We start from the raw sequence: 18,410 nt of genomic DNA on the forward strand, positions 1-18,410 counted from the left end.
AAACCATTTGCACAAAAAGTCAGCGATGAGCTATTCAAAAGAGGATTTGCAGGGATTGTAAAGGCCTACCACGGTCTGGGAGACATATATAGCCTGGAAGGAACGCATACCCGGAGAATTAAGATGACTAATGCGGCGGACCGGGTGACCAGAGGAAAGACAGTTCGTCGCACATTTTCCCCGATGTAGTCATAAAGGAAATTGGGTTGCCTGTTTTTCAGGCATCTGACAGATAGAATTGTTCTGCCGGTGACAATCCATCCCCGGCAGGATCCCGAAGTTGGTTCTGTCGCGTTAACGACAGGAAGTCAGCAAAAGTGGCATTGTCTGTTTTTCATGCTCACTTTTCTGGGGTTTGAGGAGCAGCGGAACACTAAACGTAGTTAAGTGGTCAAGTTGAATAGCTATTAAGTTATTAATCAACAGATTGCATGGGAACATGCAACTCACTCAATGGTACGTCTCTGACAAAAAAACGAGACGGCAAAAGTGTTAGTTTCATACATATTAATATGCCTGCTTTACAGCACTGAATTTTTCAAAATTCCTCTAGCCTAACACAACAGCGCTTACCAGAAAAAAGAAAACTGGCTACGCTTGTTGCATTCTCCTGCTGTATGGAGGCGATGGCTCAGGATGATGCACTGGACGTTCTGGACGCCATGCTGGCCGTTATCATCCGTGACGCCAGAAAGATTGGGCAGAAAAAACGGCTCCGCTCGCTGAAGGATCTGGATAAATCTGCATTGGCGCTTGCCAGCGCATGTTCGTACCTGCTGAAAGAAGAAACACCGGACGAATCGATTCGTGCTGAGGTGTTCAGCTACATGTAGTGACCTGCGTTTATAAATTCACAAACCTGCATTTACCTCACGTTTTCGGCCCACATTAGCTGCAACCAGCGCAGGTCTAAAACCCACATTCCCTGCAAATGAGCCTGCATTTATCCTCACCGACCTGCATTTCACTTTCGCCAACCCAGATTAGCTGAAAATGAAAAACTACGGTTTTTCAGCGATTCGCCAAAAGTGAGGTATCACATATAAAAAAGCAGGTAGCCATTTGAATGACCACCTGCAATTAGCACTTATATCAAATTAATTTGTTGTATTGGTGCAATTTAATTACTCCTGGTAATAAAGACCAAACTCAGGTGAACTAAATAGCAAGTTTTCTAATCTCCGCGTTGTTGAATCAGTAAAACCTTGGGTTAGATTGCTAAACTCCTTTGATACGTTGTCACGCGCTGCAGCGTGCATGTACCACGTTGATTTGTTCGTGAAATTACCTGGTGTCTGATGATTTTCCTTGGCATTTTTCACTGCACTATCAAGCAGTTCTTCAAACGTACTTCGCAGTTCTTCACTGTTGGTACTGCTAATTGAACGAAGGCTGGCTTGACGGGACAGGCCTGCATTCTCTGCAGATGCCTGAGCATCATTAATATCCTGGGTTGTTCTTGTACCTATCAGTGACCTCGCCTGCCTTCCACCTTCCTCATATTGTACCGCCCATTTATCCCTTACCCCTCTCATTGCTATCCTCGAAGCTTCAGGGCCATTATCACATTGCTGCTGGACTTCCGGTGAAATACTGGACGATGCATCGGCATCTCTCATGGCCTGCATTTCTCGTTGGATAGTGGCATGCACATCACCCTCTTCTTCTACAGGGCTAATTTCAGTCATCTCCATAGCCTCTCCTACGACCTCTTCCGCCCCTTCTGCAGCGGCAGCTGCCGCTCGGGATGCGGCTACCGCTGCACCAATCCCTGTCGGTAGCGATAGCAGACCCACTCCCAGAGAGGCCCAGCCCAGTGCGGAGGCCACCTTCTTGTTGGTGACGAGCTGGCCCGCAATACCCAGACCAGCGGCCACGCCACCGGTGATACCACCGGCAACGGCCAGGCCACCGGCCAGCGTCACGGCACCCGCCGCAATCATAGGAATAGCAGCGCCTAACGTCACCACACCCGCGATAAAGGCCGCTATGGCACCAAAAATAAGGCCGAATAATTTACCAATACTGATATGTCCTGTGGGGTCCGCCTGGTTGATGGGGTCGCCAAGACAATAGGCATACGGGTTAATACCGCCTGCCCCAAACGGACTTAAGTCGTCAGGTTTATTGAAAATCCCCAGCGACGGGATAAACAAACGCGCACCATTGCCTAAGAAATATCCGCTAATAATGGGGTCAAATGCCTCGCCGTTGAACCCGACCGGGACGGTGGCATCGTCCGGCGCGGTACGAACCCCGTACGGTGAATAAGAAAAGTGCAGTGTACCGTCCGGGCTGTCTGCTGCCAGAACGCTGTTCATGGTATCCGTCCCCGCCAGCAGGGTTTGCGCACCGGTGCCTTCTGTTTGCTGACCCAGGCAGGTCGCACCCAGCTTCAGCCAGCGACGTTGCTGTTCATCCTTGCCTTTAACAATCTCATTTACCCGGGTACCTGCAGCATAGTAAAAATCATGCTGTGACCCACCGGAGATATCCTGTCCGACCTGCGTGTTACTGGCGTCGTAGCGATAGGTACAACCCTGACTTTTGGTCCCTTGAATATTGATCACCCGACCCAGTGCGTCATAACTTAAGGTATGGCCCACACCATCGTCAGTAAGCTGTCCGGCGTTATCATAGGTAAGCGTCTGTAATGCCGGATAATCTTTATGGGTGTGCGTGACACTGGACAACTGAGTCGGGTCATTAGCGGCATACGTATAGCTGGCGGTATCCTTACCCCCATCAAACTCCGTCACCATGGTGGTGATGTTGCCCAGAACACCGTAGGTAAAGGCCTGATGGGTAATTGCCTTCCCGTAAGCATCCAGCGGCTTCTCAGTGCCGCTACAGGTGTAGTCGATTAACTGATTACGGTTATTGTAGGTATATTTTTCATCCCGCAGGGTTTTATCCTCCCGGGTCGTGGTACGGTTTTTCACCTGACCGTTGGGATAATACGTCTGGGCAATGCTGAATACGGACTGACCTTTCTGGTCGGTAATATCCCGGCGGATTTCCCGGCTAAAATCATCAAACGTTAGCTTTGTGGTTAACGTCGCTTTACTGGCAATATCGGTGGCGGTATAGATCTCCATTCTGCCAATATCATCATATTTCAACGTAGCGCTGATGGCGGGCGTCGTGACACCGGTACGACGGCCTTTACCATCATATTGTGTCGTCTGTTCGCCCTGCATCACATCCGTATAACTCTGCTGCAAACCCAGCAGGGAGTAGCTGTAGTGAGTGGTCAGGTCGTCATCAATGGTTTCGGATTCCAGGCGGCCGGAAGGATAATATGACCATGCATTTTTACGGCCGTTGGCCTCTTGTGCTGTCCTGGCCTGCCCAGTGGTCTTGTCATATTCAAACGTTTTTTGAATATCCGGCGCATTCACCGTCTGCAGGGCATTACCCAGTTCCGGGATGTAGGTATATTTTAGGGTGTCCTGATTCGGTGTCACTGTTTGCGCGGGTTTGTTGCTGGCATCGCGATAGGTGAACTGCCAGACTCGCCCACCACTGGTGGTACTGGTGCGACGGTTAAGGCTGTCAAATGTCTGACTCCCCATATCAATAAGGACACCTTTTGCATCTGTCACCGTCAGCCCGCTTACCAGCGGTCGGGTGGAGTGTGGCGCATAAGCTTTCCGGATAACGGTGTTATCCGGCAGGGTTGTCTGTACCACCCGGCCACACCAGTCATACTCATAAAGAGTCACATAACCCATCGCGTCCGTGACCTTACGCAAGCGCCGCAACCCGTCATATTCCTGGGTATTCTGACTCTCCTGCGTGTTATCGGCGCGGTAACGGGTGGAGGAGACCGGCAGAGCAGAAAGAGAGTAGGTGGTGACCTGACTGCCCAGTGTGACCGCATTGCCATTACCCTCACCGCTGGCGGTGTTGGTTAATGTCCGGGTAACCGGATCGTAATGGCTGTTTTCCTCGCGTCCGTCGTTGAATGTTTTTGTCGACGGATTGCCCCAGCTGTCGTAACCCAGAAGACCGTTCACGACGGTCGTTGCGTCTCCGACACCGGCACTGAGCTGGTCGGTCAGGGTTATCTGCGATTTGCGGCCCAGCGCATCATACTGATGGCTTTCTGTCGCAAAGGGAGCCCCCTGCAGGCGGAGGTCATCGTTATTCCACTGTTCTTTTTGTACTATCCGCTCCAGCGCATCGTAGCCAGTACGGATTTGATTGCCTGACGGATCCGTTGTGGTGATCGTGGAGCCGTTCTCATCCACGGTATAGCTGTATGTGGTAGTGTGCTCATATGCAGACTTAGCACTCAGCGTTTTGCTTTGCATACGGCCCAGCCCGTCATAGGTATAGTCTGTCGTGTTACCGAGAACGTCAGTCGTGGAAGTCAGTAATCCAGTCAGGCGCTGACGGCCGGACACACTGGTGGTGGCAATGTTGTCATGACCAGTGATGGTCGTTGTGGTGACCAGAACACCGGCGGCGCGTTCATAGGTGAACGTATGCTGACGGGTAAAGGACTGGGTGGCCTGGGGGACCTGTGCTGCGACATAAAGGGTGACACTCTGCGAACTGAGACGGCCATGGTCGGCTGAGTCCGGGGCATTGATATAGGTCATCTGTTTACTGCTGTTGACCACATCATCACTCAGGTATTTTTCAGTGGCGGTTGAGAGGACGTAGGGCACTGGCGTGCCCGCAATGTTCGCCGCAGGCAATTTTTCAAAGGTGTACTGTTTCTTGTGCACGGGGGCGGTATAGGTCGCCGATGCAGGGACGGGGGTCCCCGGCGTCACGGTTTCAGTCCTGACGCAGCGTACAAAACCATTCGGCTCCGCCGGGCAATTATCACCATCGCCATCCGCAGGATAGTAGTCCCAGGTCGTCGTCATGCCATCAGGTTCAACTTTTTTTGTGATGTTACCACTGTCATCAAATTCGGTGTGGGTCACTTCCGGCTCGGAGGTGTCACCGCTGGCACTGGTGTATTGCACGGTGACCTTATTGGGAAACTGGAACTGATTAGGCTGGTCATCAAAAACTTTCCCCACAACAGCGTAGTAATCCGTTGTTTTGGTCTGAATACAACCGTCCTGCGCGACTTTCTCCTCGGTCAACAAATGATAATTATTATAAGTCCGTGTGGTTTCGATAAGAACATCACCATCCTGACGCGCTTCTGTTGAGCCATACAGGTAGCTCGACAATACGCCATACAGATAATCCTCACTGTTCGACCAGGACTGACCGTTGCCGCCGCCCAGATAATTCGTGGTGGTGTACCGGTAATTGAGGGTGATTTTAGGCTGATTTTTCTGCGGATATTGTGTCAACTGGGTGACGTACGGCAGGGGCTTCATGCCGGCACTGGACGGGAACGCGTGTCCGTCTTTCTGGTAAGAGACCTGTTCGATAAGGCCCGATGGCGAGGTCAGCCCGGTTATCAGGGTATAATCACCCACGACCTCATTTTTAAATTGCCACGTCAGCGTGGTGTCACCCGCCACCTGGTCCAGGCTGTTGAGGCGGTCATTCATAAAATGCAGTACGATGCGGCGGCTTTCGGCTGAACCCGTCCAGACCGTCAGCGTGGTCTGTCCGGTGCCCGCGGAATAGTCCACCTCGACCAGGACGGTTGCCTGCTCGTCCTGAATATTCAGCAGGCGAGGCTGGCCTCCCACATACGCCCAGTTCAGGGTCACCGCATGTCCGCCGGGCGCGAATATCTGAACAGGAACCTTCGTGTGCCAGGCCACGTCGGGACCGGTGAGAATTTCTATCTGTCCTGATTTATGCGTGATTTTGTAGTGGTCAGGGAATTTCTCAAACCGGAAATTATCAATTTTCTTTTGTTTGACCACTACGTTGCTGCTGCTTTCGATGATTTTGTATTGCTCACCGCTGGCCAGGGTCAACAGTTGATGATCAGTGTCGTAGCTTGACAGGCCGAGTGTGCAGCCGGTGCCGAGTCCCACCGTCGAGGTGCTCAATGGACTGTAGTTAAGCGCCAGCTTCAGCTGAGGGCCGAGCCCGTCATTAGGGGACAGGTTGGCAATAGCACAATTCAGTGTGTAAAGGCCCGTGCGTGGGTCAACGCCACTCTGGGTGGCACTGACAAAGTTAAAGGCCTGAGTATAGAAATCACCGGAAGCTGCAAGTTTTAATGACATGAGAAAGCGTCCTGTTAATGGGTGGTTATCATATAAAAAGTAGTATTAAGAATAACCATACTGTTTCCTTGCTACAGCCTGTGGAAACAATATGGTTGGCATCCTTAAAATAAATACAAGCCGGATTTAATTAGCACTGGCAACAGTAATATCAGCACTATCATTATCAAACTTCACGAAGTGAAACCTCCCTGAATTACCATATTGATCGGTCAGAATAGCGAGGTTATCATTAGCATGATCAGTCCATTCATAATCCTCCCAGTCATGGTGATGATAATAAACTTTTGTGAAGTTGAAGGCACCTTTCATTGTGTTAATGGTTAACGAGAAATTACCTCGCCCAACAATTCTCGGACTTTTCAGATCCATTGGCCAAAAATATGCCAAACGGTCATTACCCCAACCATGAATTTTTTCATAGAAGCAATATTTCATTGAAAAATCACCAAGAGCGTAATTAAATAGTTCAGATGAAATAAAGTAATTGGCTGCCCCATCATCGTCATTAGGGTACAATCCATAATTAATTTGTCCCCAAAGATAAGTTCCGTGATCAGTCTCAGGGATGTTTTTATCAATTAGATCTTCATTAACTACAATATCCTTAGTGACTTTGGTGTTTTCTGTATCATAGATGATTTTTTTACGCGTATGTATAGTGGTTTTACTTGCATTCTGACTGTTATCCCCCGTGGAATACGTCGATCCATCTGCAAGCGCAAACTGTACAGCAATCCCCATGCTCTTGAATGTTGCATCAGCGCTACAGGAGACGTAAAAGGTAAAAGAATATCCCCCTTCGGTAATATCCGCTACGGTTTTATTATCAGGTACGGGGTAGTAATATTCATGCTTGTATTCGGTATATGTCCAGTTGGATGATTCATTCCACTCGTGCCAGTCAAGTTCGGTGCCTGTTTCGGCATCAATTAGCGCCATCGGCTCAAGGTAATCATCACTGGTGAGGCCCGTCACCAGCCTGCCATTCACGTCAATGGGCTCAAAGTAGACAACAATTTCCGTCTGGTTTAACCCGTTGGCATAGATTTTACCCGTCTGAGTACCGTCATAGCGGGTCACTTTAACGGCTGAAAAACCAGTTACATCTTTCCAGGATGACATATTTTAACCCTTATATTGATGAGGTGGTGCTGTTTATCAAACGCCTGCTGAATACTCAGCCAGACAGATGACGTAGAAATACTGTTAGCACAGGCATAAAAAATGACAATGTCGTCATTTACAGCGCTAGTAATAATGCATGCAATAAATGACGCAAATATTAATTGCGTATATTTTATACTGATTGGCTACCTGCATGATTAATGCAAACCATCAGCATTTAAAGCTAGCATTATTTCGAGCATTGTCCATGGTGCTAAAATAAAAAAATAATATCTGTATCTCTCCTATGATTTACTTGATTATTTCGACCCGTACGGCATGGATGTAATACCATGCCGTGTCGATATCTTTACAGTGTATTAATTAATGCACATCACGAATTAATACATAATATATTAAGCTGCCGCTATGCGTCACTTTGCGAAAAGCGGCGGATCGTCTGCAGGAGCTTTTTCTGCAATGCCCGCAGTAAAGCGATACCCAGTGTGCCGGACAGACCTGATACACAAAAAGTCAGAGGAAAGGACAGTCGATGATCCATGGCTATCAGTCCTCCCAGGAACCCTGTAAAGCAGGATACAATGACCTGCGACAGTAGTAATAACAGTGAGGGTTTTTCGTGACTGTCGCGCAGGTGGATAATATAGGCGACCACGCCACTCCACAGCGAAATCAGAAACAATCCAGCACAAAGCAGCGCAATATCCTTAAGTGAGTGTGACATTTTAAGCAGCCTCCGTTGATAAAGGATGCCCCATCCTGAATCGTTTTTTACGCTGATAATAATGAATCACCGGTTTTTTCATCAAACTCAGGGTTATGAATTCACGATAGGCCCCTGCTGCCAGTACCTTCACAGGCGTATGACCCGATGCATTACCTGCCGGTCGCAGGTCTGGTAGTCAATAACGTACCCCTGCGTAGTCCGCAGAAATGTCAGACTCCGCAGACGGGGGGCCCGGGCCAGCACGCTGACCAGCACACGCTGTGATGAAGGAATGGACTGATAGACGGTGCCTGCAACCAGAAGGACCACCAGTAAAGGAGAAAGTAACAACAGTGTCGTGCGTCGCCACGCTGGGGGGGACGGGACGGAGGGCGTCTGAGAGGAATTCTCAGCGACCGGTGCAGAGGACGGCTTATCCTCAGTGAGGACGGGAAGGGTTAAAGTATAGCCCTGACGATAAACCGTTTTCACCATCCCCGCCAGCCCGGCGTATGCCAGCGTGCGCCGGAGTTTACAGACCAGCTGCAACAGATTGGAGAGCATAAAAAATATTGGGGCAGCGTGAGCTATGCTGCCATCGCTGGTCCCTTCCCATCACTTTGAAAACCCGGATACCAGCAGACAAATTTATCCTGCAGTTCGTTATTCAAAAATATTGGGGCAGCGTGAGCTATGCTGCCATCGCTGGTCCCTTCCCATCACTTTGAAAACCCGGATACCAGCAGACAAATTTATCCTGCAGTTCGTTATTCAAAACGGCGGTCCGGGTCTGTAACAAATAATGAGCCCCTTTTCTGCTCCACTGCATCTGCTGCTTTTTGGCCATTCGTCTGGCGATCACTTCATTGATTGTGGATTCCACAAACGCGGTTGATACCGGTTCTCCGTACCGACGCATTTCGCCGTAGTTTGGGATCATCATCTTATTATTCCGGATGTACGTATACATTTCATCCAGATGTTTTTGCAGGGATTTCAGACCAGGATAGCTGAGTTCAGGGTCATCGCAATACATAACGCAATTATCAATATGTTCCAGCGCAGCGACAACATTGCCATGCCAGAGATATCGTTTACTGCTTTCCAGCAGGGCCAGAACTTTACTCCCCGCCTCTGGATCTGATGCCAGCAGTCCCCGGGCATATTGCATGAGCACCGTCAGCCTCATGGTGATATGAAACCAGTCCAGCACATGCGTTGACTCAGGGTACATACCGAACTGGAGGTCCCTGAGATTATCCGCGCCGTCGGACAGAAAAAATATCTGCTGGTTGGCCTGCATTCCCTGCGCTGAAAGGTGGGCCATGAGCCTGCGTTCCGGATGGCAGTCATCCTTCTGAACAAAACCGAAGCGGCGGGTGTCAGCAGGCGCACCAACGGAAAAAGACTTCCCGGCAATAATTTCAAAATTGCGCTTTTTGTCATCCCGATCGCGAACATAACCACCATCGATCCCCACCACAAGCGGTTTTCCTGGCCTGGGCAGGTTCCCCCAGTCGCGGGGGCAGCCGGAAAGAAAACCTGAATGAGCTTCAGCCTCATCGTCAAGACGCTGCGCCACCTGGCATAAATGATTTCTCACCGTTGAGGCATTCAGGCTGTGACCCACCGGCAGAATATCTTTTAGCAGACGAGTCGTCATTTCATAGGAGATCATCGAGGCCCAGCGGGTTTCAATATATTTCAGTGCCGGGTGAGAATAATCGCCGGCCCAGTCGCTGAGCAAACTGACTGTCTTTGTATCACTGTCTTCACAACGGCACCGGTACACCCGAAGCGGGTTTCAATATATTTCAGTGCCGGGTGAGAATAATCGCCGGCCCAGTCGCTGAGCAAACTGACTGTCTTTGTATCACTGTCTTCACAACGGCACCGGTACACCCGAAGCCCGGATAGCAAAGGCGTGAACCGCGTCAGCATGTCGGGTACCGCCAAATTGCGCCAGAGGGACGGGTATTCCCGGTCTGCTCTCCCACGTCCGTCGTTCACGTCGGGCACATGCCACGTACTGAACAACAATCCAGCCAGCGAGTAGTGCAACGACGACCAGAATACCGGTCATGCCCTCGGTATCGCGCAAACAGGTGAGCACTCCCTGCAACCCCTGAGTGGCGGTGAAGCAGCTGATTAACGCCATGCGTTCATCTCCTCCATTCTGTTGCGGATAAGCCTGACGAGGTACATGGGAAACGCCTCATCACGTTCGTCTGGCGCTATCGGCTGACGCTGGTTCTCCGCGCACCACTGATGCCAGGCACCGGCGATCAACGCCGGTTGCCATGATGCGATTTCAGGGTACAGCTGACTGATTTGTTTCACGGTTTCGTCGCAGCCCCTGGTATCAGCATTGCGGCCTGTCATGTGCTGAGACGCAGGTGGCACAGAGTTATTGTGTATCAGTGACATTCGGCGTTCTCCTGCCCTTCGCCTGCAAACAACCTGTCGAGGCGCTCAGAAAGTGACATCGTCTGGCCCTTTTTACGTTTCGCGCTGTCCTCGGCCCGCATGTTCTCCAGTAAGAGGTGAATGATGTAGTCCGGGAACCGGATTTAAATGTCGATACCTTCGCGCTCGATCAGGCGCACAAACTGTTTGAAGTGGTCAGCTTCAGCCACATGGATATGGCGGAACTGTTTATCGACGCCGCTGCTGAGGGCGTAGAAATAGGTGCAGCGCATTGTTTCGGGGCAGCGTCTGCGCAGTTTCTTCAGCTCTGCAAGGCTGCTGAACTCCAGAACGTCCGATTCCTCCTCAGAGTTTTTTTTCGTCTCAGCGACGAGGATCGTGTACGACACGGTTTTTCCCCCTATCTTCCTGGAAGATTCTTGAGCGGCGGTTTTGACGTTGACGTTTCGTGTGTGCATCCTGGTTTTCTCCTGTGGTGATGGTTGTCCATCTCCCTGGTGAGTTCTCTCGCGGCAAAGGGCAAAGGAGCAACGGCGAAGGGAGGAAGGAAAGGGGCGGAGACAAAAGTTTTTGCGGCACGCAAAAAGTTTTGGCGGAGTGCATTTCACCCCTTGGATGACGACCCGACGGTGCTACGACAAGCCCTCCGCGTGAGGACGCACGGGGGATGGCTTCACCGGGAGAACAGGATGCACACACCCGACACGTCGGAACGGCGTGGCGACCTTAAAGCGACGGCATCAGCCGGCGCGGTGAAGGCGTTCCGGACGGCACGGCCGGAGAAGCCGCAGCCTTTGACCTTAGCCATCAGACCCTAGCCGTATGGCACGAACCCCGGAGGGGTTCGGCGGAGCCCGGCGGGTGCGTCAGCAGCCGCCCTGGCGGAGTGGGGCTCGACGACCGGACAGCAACGCTGGCCGGGAGCCGAAGGGGGCCATCGCCCTGCCCTGTTTTCGGGTTATGGCCACGGAGCTGCAGCTGGAAAAGTTAACCAGCAGGACACCGGATATGACGCCCGGGATGAAGAACACAGGGAAAACCATGCTGAAGCCAGGTACAGGCAGGTAACTCATGGTGCTCTGACTTCAGCAAAATCAGGCAGGAAAGCCTGGAGTGTGGACAAGGCGGGGGGAGCAGAGGGGCAGCGCCGAAGGCGCGTCCCCCCTCCCCCGTTCCCCGCAGGGGAACAGCCCTTCCCGGAAGTTCAGGCGTGCGGTCGCGTCAGGAAGGAAAAAGGGGCTACCGGTAAACCGGTAACCCCTTCATAAAGGCGCTTCAGGCATGTCCAGACAGCCTCAGCCCCTTAATGGCGGGGGTTTCCCCCCGCCGGGGTTGGCTACTTAGCGGATTCGTAAGCCATGAAAGCCGCCACCTCCCTGTTCGTGTCCCTGTAACGGATTTCGCAGAGCGATTTCCGTGTCAGGTAAGTGAATATCAGTAGTGTGAGACACACAATCAATACACACCAGATCAGGGTATTTCGTGGCAGTTTCATAGCCGTCTTCTCCTTGCCTTGCGGCTGCTAAGAGGCTATTCTGTTGGTGTCTAGTCAAGCAGATGGCCTCGTTTGGTTGGTTAATGAAAATTAACTTCCTACGGGGCTTTCTTCTTTTTGCCACACAACCGGTAACAAACCACCTTCACGTCATGAGGCAAAAAGCCTCAAGCGCCATCGCCATTATATCCCGTTGTCGATCATCTGCCCAGGAATAACAGTCTGAAAACTGTATAAATCCTCATCGTTTTTCCGCGTCATTAAGTTCCTGACATCCCCAGCGCCTCACGAATTTCAGCGGCTCGCTGTTCGCTTCCGGCGGTCACGCCGGCGTTATAGACAAGGCTGATCATCGCCTGCAACATTTCCCAATCATCCCGCTCCAGCCGGGCATCAAGACGGTACAGAATCTTCCCGCTTTCAGCATGCCGGAACACGGTACTCGTTTCTTTTTTGTCGAACCTGCGGCTGATAATGCTCAATATCCCTCCCGGTTATCCGTACCTTCTGACCACTCGCGGATCTGGTCTTCGAGCGCCTCAAGATGCCTGTCTATACTCTCAGCCAGCTGCTCGGTTTCGGTTTCCAGCCAGCCACTGAGTCCGTCCCACTCGCAGCACATCTCTTTCAGCTTTGCCGACATGGTACGGAGCTTGTTACGCTGGCTGCGGGCGACTTTCAGCTCCGTCTTGCAGGGGTTATTTCTCATTCTGCCCCCTGCTGATACCGCAACTTGTTCGGCACCTGCCAGCGCTCAGCAGTACGGACAGATTCCGGAGTCTCCCGCACGATAAACGGGATTTCGTACATCACTGCATACAGCGGCTCACCGCTGATGCGAAGCCAGTCAAGTTCCTTCAGCGACGTGAACCGCGACTGCCAGCGCCAGAACGGTGCGGCAAGCTCTGCCGCGTCAAACTCGTCGCTCCACCGGGTGTACCAGGTGCAGACGGTTTCCGGTGACTGAAAATTCAGGTCGATTTTCGCCTGCTCCAGCAGGTTCTGGCGCAGTTTCCAGCGCTGTTCGTACTCGCGGGACTGGCGGCGCAGCTGGCGCGTGGTCTTAATGCCAGACCTGTGCAGCCGTCGACCCGTGCGGGTGTGCATGACTTCAGGAAACAGTTCGGCCTGTACGTCAATCGTGAGCGGCAGCGGGCAGGCTTCGCCACTGGTGGCGATCATCGTGTTAAGCGCCTCCTCGACCTGTTTCAGGTTCGAATGACGGTTATTTGGCACCCAGTGCAGGCCAGGTATTTTATTGGCCACCGTGGCGTTGAGACGCCCGCTGCCCGTGAGAAGGCGCAGAAAAGTACGCACATACGGCATGGCGGGAAGTCGTGCGCCGCGTTCGCGGGCAGACTCAACATGGCTGATAGCCTGTATTGCAGCCTGACGGGCGGGCTTCAGGGAAACGAGCGCGTGTGAGGACGGGATCATGCTGTCACCTCCACGCTCATCAGGTTCACCACGGTGCTGGCTGTGCAGTTAAAGCGGCGCATACCTGCCAGCTGCGCGATCAGCTGGTTTATCCGGTCAGGCTGGAGCTTGTCGCTCTGGTAAAGGGTACGCACCACTTCACCGCCGGAGGAGAGCAGCACCAGAAGCCAGTAAGGCGAGACTTCGCCGGGGCTGCACACGCACAGATGCCAGTCATCGCTGCCGTCCGCGCTGAAGCGGTACTGGACGGGGAAGAAGCCGCCAAACTCGGTGCGGAACTCGGCGCAGACGCACCATCCTTCAGGTGTCGACAGAAGGCCGGTCACGGCATCGCTGAGGGCGCGGCGCGCGTCCTCGCCCTGCTGACGGATAAACTCCAGGTCTGTGGCGGTCAGTGTGTTGATTCGGTTCAGGTCATATTGCATGGTCATGTCTGTTCCCGCCGCCCGAAGGCGGCGGCCTCCTGTATTAAGCAGCGTGGTCAGTGGTGTTAGCGTCGGATTCGGTGGCTTCTTCAGCCTCAGCGGCTGGCGCTGGGCGCACCATCCAGTCAGGCAGCCAGCCCTGAGCATTCAGATCCTGCTCGGCGGCCTTCGCCGCATCGCGGCGCTTGAGCTTCACAACTTCACCCGCACGGGCGCTGAGTCCGGCTTCTTCATAGGCTTTGCCAATCTGGGAAATAGTGAGCTTACCGAAGTAGCTCTCAGCATCCGGCTGCCACCATTTGCGCAGGTCAAAGTCCAGCGCCGCTTCCAGCCCGTCCAGTTCACTTTTCTGCGTATGGTTATACATACGTTCCTGAATACCGTTGATACCGTGCGCTGCACAGAATCCCAGCAGGGTGTTCACCTGCTCTGCTGACCATGACAGCAGCCAGGTGAAATCGAGATGCCAGTTTTCTGGCAGCGTTGCCTGAAGCGCTATTTTCTGTGCATTGAGCGCCGTCAGCGCCTTCCCTTCGTCACCGGATGGAGCCAGTGATGCAAGGTGATACTGATTCGAGGACACGGAGGCTTTCAGCGGTTGGCTGCGCTTGCCGTGGGTGCGATCAAAGAGCGCAAGACACAGCGTCCACGTCAGCAGCGCCACCGACACGTCAGGACGCCCCGCCAGTTCGGCCTGAACAGCCAGAGTACGTTCGGCTGACATGGCCTTAACCAGCGTTGCCGGATAGGCGTCAGCGGGAATGTCAGGCGTGGTGTATCTAATCACGTTCTTTTCACGTTCCTGACGCGCCTGTTCTTCTTCTGCCCGGTCTTCGTCGGTCAGCTTGCGGATACCAGGCTGAACCTGAAAATTGCTACCGTCCCATGACACCCAGATTCCGTGCGCGGCGCGAAATTCCGGCGTGGCTTCGCGGTACTTCGCCTCGCAGTAAATGTCATCGATCTGCTGCTGAAGCTCGTAATCGTCATCGTAGGTTTCAGTGGCTTCCCTTTGTTCTTCCAGCTCACTGACGCGCTTCTGTTCTTCTTCCGTGAGGACAGCTTTTGGCATGGCAAAACGGTACAGTTCACCGTCCTCACCGCTGAAGCTGAGTTCCGTCATACGGAACTCAGCCCAGCCCCAGCCCTGCTCCTGCTTAACACGGGCGGCGAGCACGGTGAGCTTGCCAGCCAACAGAGATTTCACCAGCGCAGCATCGGCAAAGGTGCTGTCCTTGTCGCTGAACAGGTCGGCGGTCAGCGTACCGCCAGCGGCGGTATAGGCTTCCTCGCCCACATACTCAAACATCGGGTGACTGATGGCCATCTTGTCGTCAGTCACCATTTTGCGCAGGGTCTGTACGGCTGGATCGCGCCACTGTTCAACAGCCTCTTTCCAGACCTGCTCCTGACGCTCATGGGTATCAGCAAGTGTCAGGACTTCACACTGTTCAAGGGAGATTTCATCCCGCGCCAGCGCATCCAGCAGGGAGGGGGCAAGATTCGCCAGTTTCAGGCAGCGCTGAACGTGGCGCGGGTGATAGCCCATCAGTGCGCCGATCTGAGAGGCCGTTTTACCTTCCTGCTGAAGAGTACGAAAACCGATAATCTGCTCGGCGGGATGCATGTTTTTACGTCGACCGTTCTCGATCATCGAGGCCGCCACAGCCATCTCAACGGGCAGGACTTTCACCGGAACAAACGGCGTGTCTGCATCGAGCACACCGCGCATCACCAGAATGCCTGTGCCTCTGCGACGACCTTCCCCGCCGACAATGCCGATCGTACCGTCCGGCAGTTCTGCACCGATCAGGTTCTGGAGGATGCCCATTGCCTGAATGCTGTCTGCCATCTCTTCCACTTCCTGATCGGTATGCGGAATGATGCGCGTGTTTAAGCCCGTGTGTGACAGGCGGGAGTACGGGAAGATTTGCACAGGCGTATCAGCGAGCAGCTGGACGAGCTTCTGCTCGGTAGACTGCGCGATTTTTTCCGCAGATTTTGTCTGACGGGTGGTCTTAGCTGGTTTTTTTGCCGTAGTATTGGTGGCGACCATGATTTTTACCTCTCAGTGATAGTTGTGGTTAGCCGTGGCCGGATTGCCCTCCGGTCACGGCACTCGGTTAACCGGTAATGCGTTTCGGGTGTGCTGCCAGTGCTGCAAAGGACGGATAGCCATCAAGAACCTGCATCATGACTTTTGCCCCTTCCAGCATCGCTTTATCCGTTACGCTGCCGCTGTTTTCACACACGTTGATCGTTGCCACGATCCCCGATTTCACATCTGAAAAACGCTCATACATGCGGTTGCTGAACAGGACGCGTTTGCCTCCTGCCATAACCTGCCAGTTGTTGCAGTCATTAAATCGGGTGTCCACGTTGTCAAACTCGACTACGTGGGTGTCGCTGGCCTGAATGCGCAGCAGCTTCACGATTTCGGTGCTCTGCCCGACCTTACGGGTCGCCGGACGGGTGTTAAGGTTCTGCATGTTTCCTCCTTCTCTGGGTTAAGGCCGGACATCCGGCCTCCGGTTAAAACTGCACGTATTGCAGGTTGCGTTTCAGTTCAAAAAGAAAATCAGGCTCAAACGACCAGGCGCGCCAGTTAAGCGTTCCGTTGGTGCGGATCTCCACCTGCACGTCGCCGTATCGGGACACATCGGACAGGGTGACGGTGACACCCGCTTTCAGCGAAGTGGCCTGAGCCACCCACTCCCGTGCGACAGAAACAGGGTTTTGTTCTTCCCCCATCTTCCTGGAAGATTCTTGAGCGGCGGTTTTGACGTTGACGTTTCGTGTGTGCATCCTGGTTTTCTCCTGTGGTGATGGTTGTCCATCTCCCTGGTGAGTTCTCTCGCGGCAAAGGGCAAAGGAGCAACGGCGAAGGGCGGAAGGAAAGGGGCGGAGACTAAAGTTTTTGCGGCACGCAAAAAGTTTTGGCGGAGTGCATTTCACCCCTTGGATGACGACCCGACGGTGCTACGACAAGCCCTCCGCGTGAGGACGCACGGGGGATGGCCTCACCGGGGGAACAGGATGCACACACCCGACACGTCGGAACGGCGTGGCGCCATTAAAGCGACGGCGTCAGCCGGCGCGGTGAAGGCGTTCCGGACGGCACGGCCGGAGAAGCCGCAGCCCTTGACCTTCGCCATCAGACCCTAGCCGTATGGCACGAACCCCGGAGGGGTTCGGCGGAGCCCGGCGGGTGCGTCAGCAGCCGCCCTGGCGGAGTGGGGCTCGACGACCGGACAGCAGCGCTGGCCGGGAGCCGAAGGGGGCCAGAAGTGGGATTCGGGTGTTTTGAGGGAATTTGCTGATCGGGTTTCAGAGCCGCCACGCCACGCCACGCCACGCCACGCCACGCCACGCCACGCCACGCCACGCCACGCCACGCAGGACCGTATCAGTGACAATTCGCCCTCACAATGCCTTTCATGTGCATCTCCCCGGGCTTACATCAGGGCGGGAGGGGGCAGCGCCGCAGGCGCTGGCCTTGCCGTCCGTCAGCCCGAAGGGATGACAGGGTTTTCGCGCGCGAACAGGCGGCGCATATGCCCCGCCCGGATTATTTACTGTGCATCCCCCTGACCGCCCTGGAGAATGAAGTGGCCGCAAAGATAAACGGCACACTGGCGGGTAGCCGATTCGCAGATCTCATCCAGCACTTTCGCCGTGGTTACGGGGTTGAGTCCGGATTCGCGACGTCGCTCGTTGATGAGCGTTTTATACTGGCGCAGGATGCTGCGGGTTTCCGGTGACAGTTGCATGGTGTTCTCCTTTTTTCAGTTTCCGGAGGCAACGCCTCCGGTTTCTCTGTCAGGCATCGAGCGCTGCGCGCAGGTTCAACATGACGTCGTTTTCTTCTTTCAGGGTTTCTTCTGCCGATCCGCCGCCATCCTCAGCGCATACGGCGATACGCTCCATTTCCTTCCCTGCAAGCTGCATCACCACCGCAAGCGCCGCTGCCGGAATGGTGACATTACGGTGTTTCCGTTTTTCTTCCACCATCACCTCAACAATGTTGTAGATGAGAGGGACACATCCGGAGGGATACAACTCTGCCTCCAGTCTTTCCATCACCACGTCGATCTCTTCATCACTGAGATCCCAATCAATGCAGAGACCGCGAATATCGTTCCGGCTCCAGCTGGCGAATACAAATTTCTCGCCGTCATTATCGTCATCACGCAGCATTTCGATGGCTATCTCTTTTGCTGTACCAATCATGTTTTTCTCCATTAGTCGGGCGGCATTGCCGCCCGTGGTGAATCAGTCAAGAGCACGCCAGATCGTGGCGCTTTCAGGATGGGTATCAGCAAATGCCATAAGCTGCTCATAACGGCGGCAGAAGTGGCGGCACAGCTCCTCATGGTCATGGTTACTGTGGTGCCAGCTCCGGTGATTCAGTACCAGCGCCGTGAGGATGATCCCCGCCACCTCCCCGCTGACAGTCTGCTCAAACCAGTTGACCACACAGCGTTTCGGGAACGCTGTAGCGATTGCCGCCAACCTCGATATAGCTGTCCCAGGACACATGACGGATGTCGAAGTAACTGGTATCGAAGTCCGTATCCGGCAACGGCTGCAGATGTTCCTGCTCCAGCGCGAAGCGCTGTTCCGGGGTCTGTCTG

At 53.6% G+C, this 18,410-nt stretch carries 18 protein-coding genes and 5 pseudogenes; 2 read left to right on the forward strand and 21 right to left on the reverse strand.

Annotated features, from left to right (window positions below; translation table 11 throughout):
- Window positions 1–189 (forward strand): hypothetical protein (locus P349_RS26925; protein WP_032664425.1); only part of this gene is annotated, 189 nt, incomplete at its 5' end.
- A gap of 401 nt (window positions 190–590) precedes the next feature.
- A pseudogene (locus tag P349_RS00120) lies at window positions 591–830 on the forward strand (hypothetical protein); the annotation flags it as partial.
- A 294-nt stretch (window positions 831–1,124) separates the two neighbouring features.
- Here the strand turns inward: P349_RS00120 and P349_RS00115 are convergent.
- From P349_RS00115 to P349_RS26550, 21 genes and pseudogenes are all read right to left on the reverse strand, one after another.
- The gene (locus P349_RS00115; protein ID WP_032664429.1) at window positions 1,125–6,158 is read right to left on the reverse strand and encodes an RHS repeat domain-containing protein; all 5,034 of its coding nucleotides are present in this window, start codon (window positions 6,156–6,158) and stop codon (window positions 1,125–1,127) included.
- Window positions 6,159–6,284: 126 nt separating this feature from the next.
- Window positions 6,285–7,283, reverse strand: a complete 999-nt coding sequence (locus P349_RS00110; RefSeq protein WP_032664432.1) for a hypothetical protein — start codon at window positions 7,281–7,283, stop codon at window positions 6,285–6,287.
- A gap of 409 nt (window positions 7,284–7,692) precedes the next feature.
- On the reverse strand, window positions 7,693–8,010 hold the full coding sequence (locus P349_RS0124865; RefSeq protein ID WP_050597556.1) for a phage holin family protein: 318 nt from the start codon (window positions 8,008–8,010) through the stop codon (window positions 7,693–7,695).
- Between the two features lie 129 nt (window positions 8,011–8,139).
- A complete protein-coding gene (locus P349_RS26530) occupies window positions 8,140–8,556 on the reverse strand; it encodes a hypothetical protein (RefSeq protein WP_152540113.1) in 417 nt (138 codons plus the stop codon).
- Between the two features lie 127 nt (window positions 8,557–8,683).
- Window positions 8,684–9,790, reverse strand: a pseudogene (locus P349_RS26105) (ISKra4-like element ISKpn19 family transposase); the annotation flags it as partial.
- Window positions 9,791–9,874: 84 nt separating this feature from the next.
- Entirely contained in the window at window positions 9,875–10,150 is a 276-nt protein-coding gene (locus tag P349_RS00100; RefSeq protein ID WP_032664434.1) for a hypothetical protein, read from the reverse strand.
- Window positions 10,141–10,419, reverse strand: coding sequence for a hypothetical protein (locus tag P349_RS00095; protein WP_032664438.1), 279 nt, complete (start codon window positions 10,417–10,419; stop codon window positions 10,141–10,143). Before P349_RS00095 ends, P349_RS00100 begins: the two co-directional genes overlap by 10 nt.
- Before the next feature lie 143 nt (window positions 10,420–10,562).
- Window positions 10,563–10,877 carry a hypothetical protein gene (locus P349_RS00090; RefSeq protein ID WP_032664442.1) on the reverse strand — a complete coding sequence of 105 codons (315 nt, stop codon included), beginning with the start codon at window positions 10,875–10,877 and terminating at the stop codon, window positions 10,563–10,565.
- An 878-nt stretch (window positions 10,878–11,755) separates the two neighbouring features.
- Window positions 11,756–11,878 (reverse strand): type I toxin-antitoxin system Hok family toxin, encoded by a 123-nt coding sequence (locus P349_RS00085; RefSeq protein WP_224776414.1) that lies wholly within the window; start codon window positions 11,876–11,878, stop codon window positions 11,756–11,758.
- Window positions 11,823–12,038 (reverse strand): annotated as a pseudogene (locus tag P349_RS26930) (DUF5431 family protein); the annotation flags it as partial. The pseudogene P349_RS26930 and the gene P349_RS00085, both read right to left, overlap by 56 nt.
- A 136-nt stretch (window positions 12,039–12,174) precedes the next feature.
- Window positions 12,175–12,396 carry a hypothetical protein gene (locus P349_RS0124880; RefSeq protein WP_081758237.1) on the reverse strand — a complete coding sequence of 74 codons (222 nt, stop codon included), beginning with the start codon at window positions 12,394–12,396 and terminating at the stop codon, window positions 12,175–12,177.
- On the reverse strand, window positions 12,393–12,623 hold the full coding sequence (locus tag P349_RS00080; protein WP_032664444.1) for a hypothetical protein: 231 nt from the start codon (window positions 12,621–12,623) through the stop codon (window positions 12,393–12,395). The genes P349_RS0124880 and P349_RS00080 overlap by 4 nt, the downstream gene beginning before the upstream one ends.
- Window positions 12,620–13,351 carry a plasmid SOS inhibition protein A gene (locus P349_RS00075; RefSeq protein WP_032664447.1) on the reverse strand — a complete coding sequence of 244 codons (732 nt, stop codon included), beginning with the start codon at window positions 13,349–13,351 and terminating at the stop codon, window positions 12,620–12,622. The genes P349_RS00080 and P349_RS00075 overlap by 4 nt, the downstream gene beginning before the upstream one ends.
- Window positions 13,348–13,782 (reverse strand): conjugation system SOS inhibitor PsiB, encoded by a 435-nt coding sequence (gene psiB, locus P349_RS00070; protein ID WP_032664450.1) that lies wholly within the window; start codon window positions 13,780–13,782, stop codon window positions 13,348–13,350. Before psiB ends, P349_RS00075 begins: the two co-directional genes overlap by 4 nt.
- A 37-nt stretch (window positions 13,783–13,819) precedes the next feature.
- Window positions 13,820–15,832: a ParB/RepB/Spo0J family partition protein gene (locus P349_RS00065; protein ID WP_032664453.1), complete on the reverse strand. Its 2,013-nt coding sequence runs from the start codon at window positions 15,830–15,832 to the stop codon at window positions 13,820–13,822.
- Between the two features lie 67 nt (window positions 15,833–15,899).
- Window positions 15,900–16,265 carry a hypothetical protein gene (locus P349_RS00060; RefSeq protein WP_032641231.1) on the reverse strand — a complete coding sequence of 122 codons (366 nt, stop codon included), beginning with the start codon at window positions 16,263–16,265 and terminating at the stop codon, window positions 15,900–15,902.
- 43 nt (window positions 16,266–16,308) lie between these two features.
- Window positions 16,309–16,581 carry a hypothetical protein gene (locus tag P349_RS00055; RefSeq protein ID WP_032664455.1) on the reverse strand — a complete coding sequence of 91 codons (273 nt, stop codon included), beginning with the start codon at window positions 16,579–16,581 and terminating at the stop codon, window positions 16,309–16,311.
- 767 nt (window positions 16,582–17,348) lie between these two features.
- Window positions 17,349–17,546: a hypothetical protein gene (locus P349_RS00050; protein ID WP_032664460.1), complete on the reverse strand. Its 198-nt coding sequence runs from the start codon at window positions 17,544–17,546 to the stop codon at window positions 17,349–17,351.
- 49 nt (window positions 17,547–17,595) lie between these two features.
- Window positions 17,596–18,006 carry a DUF1380 family protein gene (locus tag P349_RS00045; protein WP_032664463.1) on the reverse strand — a complete coding sequence of 137 codons (411 nt, stop codon included), beginning with the start codon at window positions 18,004–18,006 and terminating at the stop codon, window positions 17,596–17,598.
- A 42-nt stretch (window positions 18,007–18,048) separates the two neighbouring features.
- Window positions 18,049–18,246: pseudogene (locus P349_RS26545) on the reverse strand (antirestriction protein); the annotation flags it as partial.
- Window positions 18,239–18,410: pseudogene (locus P349_RS26550) on the reverse strand (Mu transposase domain-containing protein); the annotation flags it as partial. The pseudogenes P349_RS26545 and P349_RS26550, both read right to left, overlap by 8 nt.

Source organism: Enterobacter sp. DC4, from assembly GCF_000568095.1.
Lineage (GTDB): Bacteria > Pseudomonadota > Gammaproteobacteria > Enterobacterales > Enterobacteriaceae > Enterobacter > Enterobacter pseudoroggenkampii.

Coding starts and splice junctions, on each gene's coding strand:
- P349_RS00115 (WP_032664429.1), bottom strand. CDS start 6,158: ATGTCATTAAAACTTGCAGCTTCCGGTGATTTCTATACTCAGGCCTTT.
- P349_RS00110 (WP_032664432.1), bottom strand. CDS start 7,283: ATGTCATCCTGGAAAGATGTAACTGGTTTTTCAGCCGTTAAAGTGACC.
- P349_RS0124865 (WP_050597556.1), bottom strand. CDS start 8,010: ATGTCACACTCACTTAAGGATATTGCGCTGCTTTGTGCTGGATTGTTT.
- P349_RS26530 (WP_152540113.1), bottom strand. CDS start 8,556: ATGCTCTCCAATCTGTTGCAGCTGGTCTGTAAACTCCGGCGCACGCTG.
- P349_RS00100 (WP_032664434.1), bottom strand. CDS start 10,150: ATGGCGTTAATCAGCTGCTTCACCGCCACTCAGGGGTTGCAGGGAGTG.
- P349_RS00095 (WP_032664438.1), bottom strand. CDS start 10,419: ATGTCACTGATACACAATAACTCTGTGCCACCTGCGTCTCAGCACATG.
- P349_RS00090 (WP_032664442.1), bottom strand. CDS start 10,877: ATGCACACACGAAACGTCAACGTCAAAACCGCCGCTCAAGAATCTTCC.
- P349_RS00080 (WP_032664444.1), bottom strand. CDS start 12,623: ATGAGAAATAACCCCTGCAAGACGGAGCTGAAAGTCGCCCGCAGCCAG.
- P349_RS00075 (WP_032664447.1), bottom strand. CDS start 13,351: ATGATCCCGTCCTCACACGCGCTCGTTTCCCTGAAGCCCGCCCGTCAG.
- psiB (WP_032664450.1), bottom strand. CDS start 13,782: ATGACCATGCAATATGACCTGAACCGAATCAACACACTGACCGCCACA.
- P349_RS00065 (WP_032664453.1), bottom strand. CDS start 15,832: ATGGTCGCCACCAATACTACGGCAAAAAAACCAGCTAAGACCACCCGT.
- P349_RS00060 (WP_032641231.1), bottom strand. CDS start 16,265: ATGCAGAACCTTAACACCCGTCCGGCGACCCGTAAGGTCGGGCAGAGC.
- P349_RS00055 (WP_032664455.1), bottom strand. CDS start 16,581: ATGCACACACGAAACGTCAACGTCAAAACCGCCGCTCAAGAATCTTCC.
- P349_RS00050 (WP_032664460.1), bottom strand. CDS start 17,546: ATGCAACTGTCACCGGAAACCCGCAGCATCCTGCGCCAGTATAAAACG.
- P349_RS00045 (WP_032664463.1), bottom strand. CDS start 18,006: ATGATTGGTACAGCAAAAGAGATAGCCATCGAAATGCTGCGTGATGAC.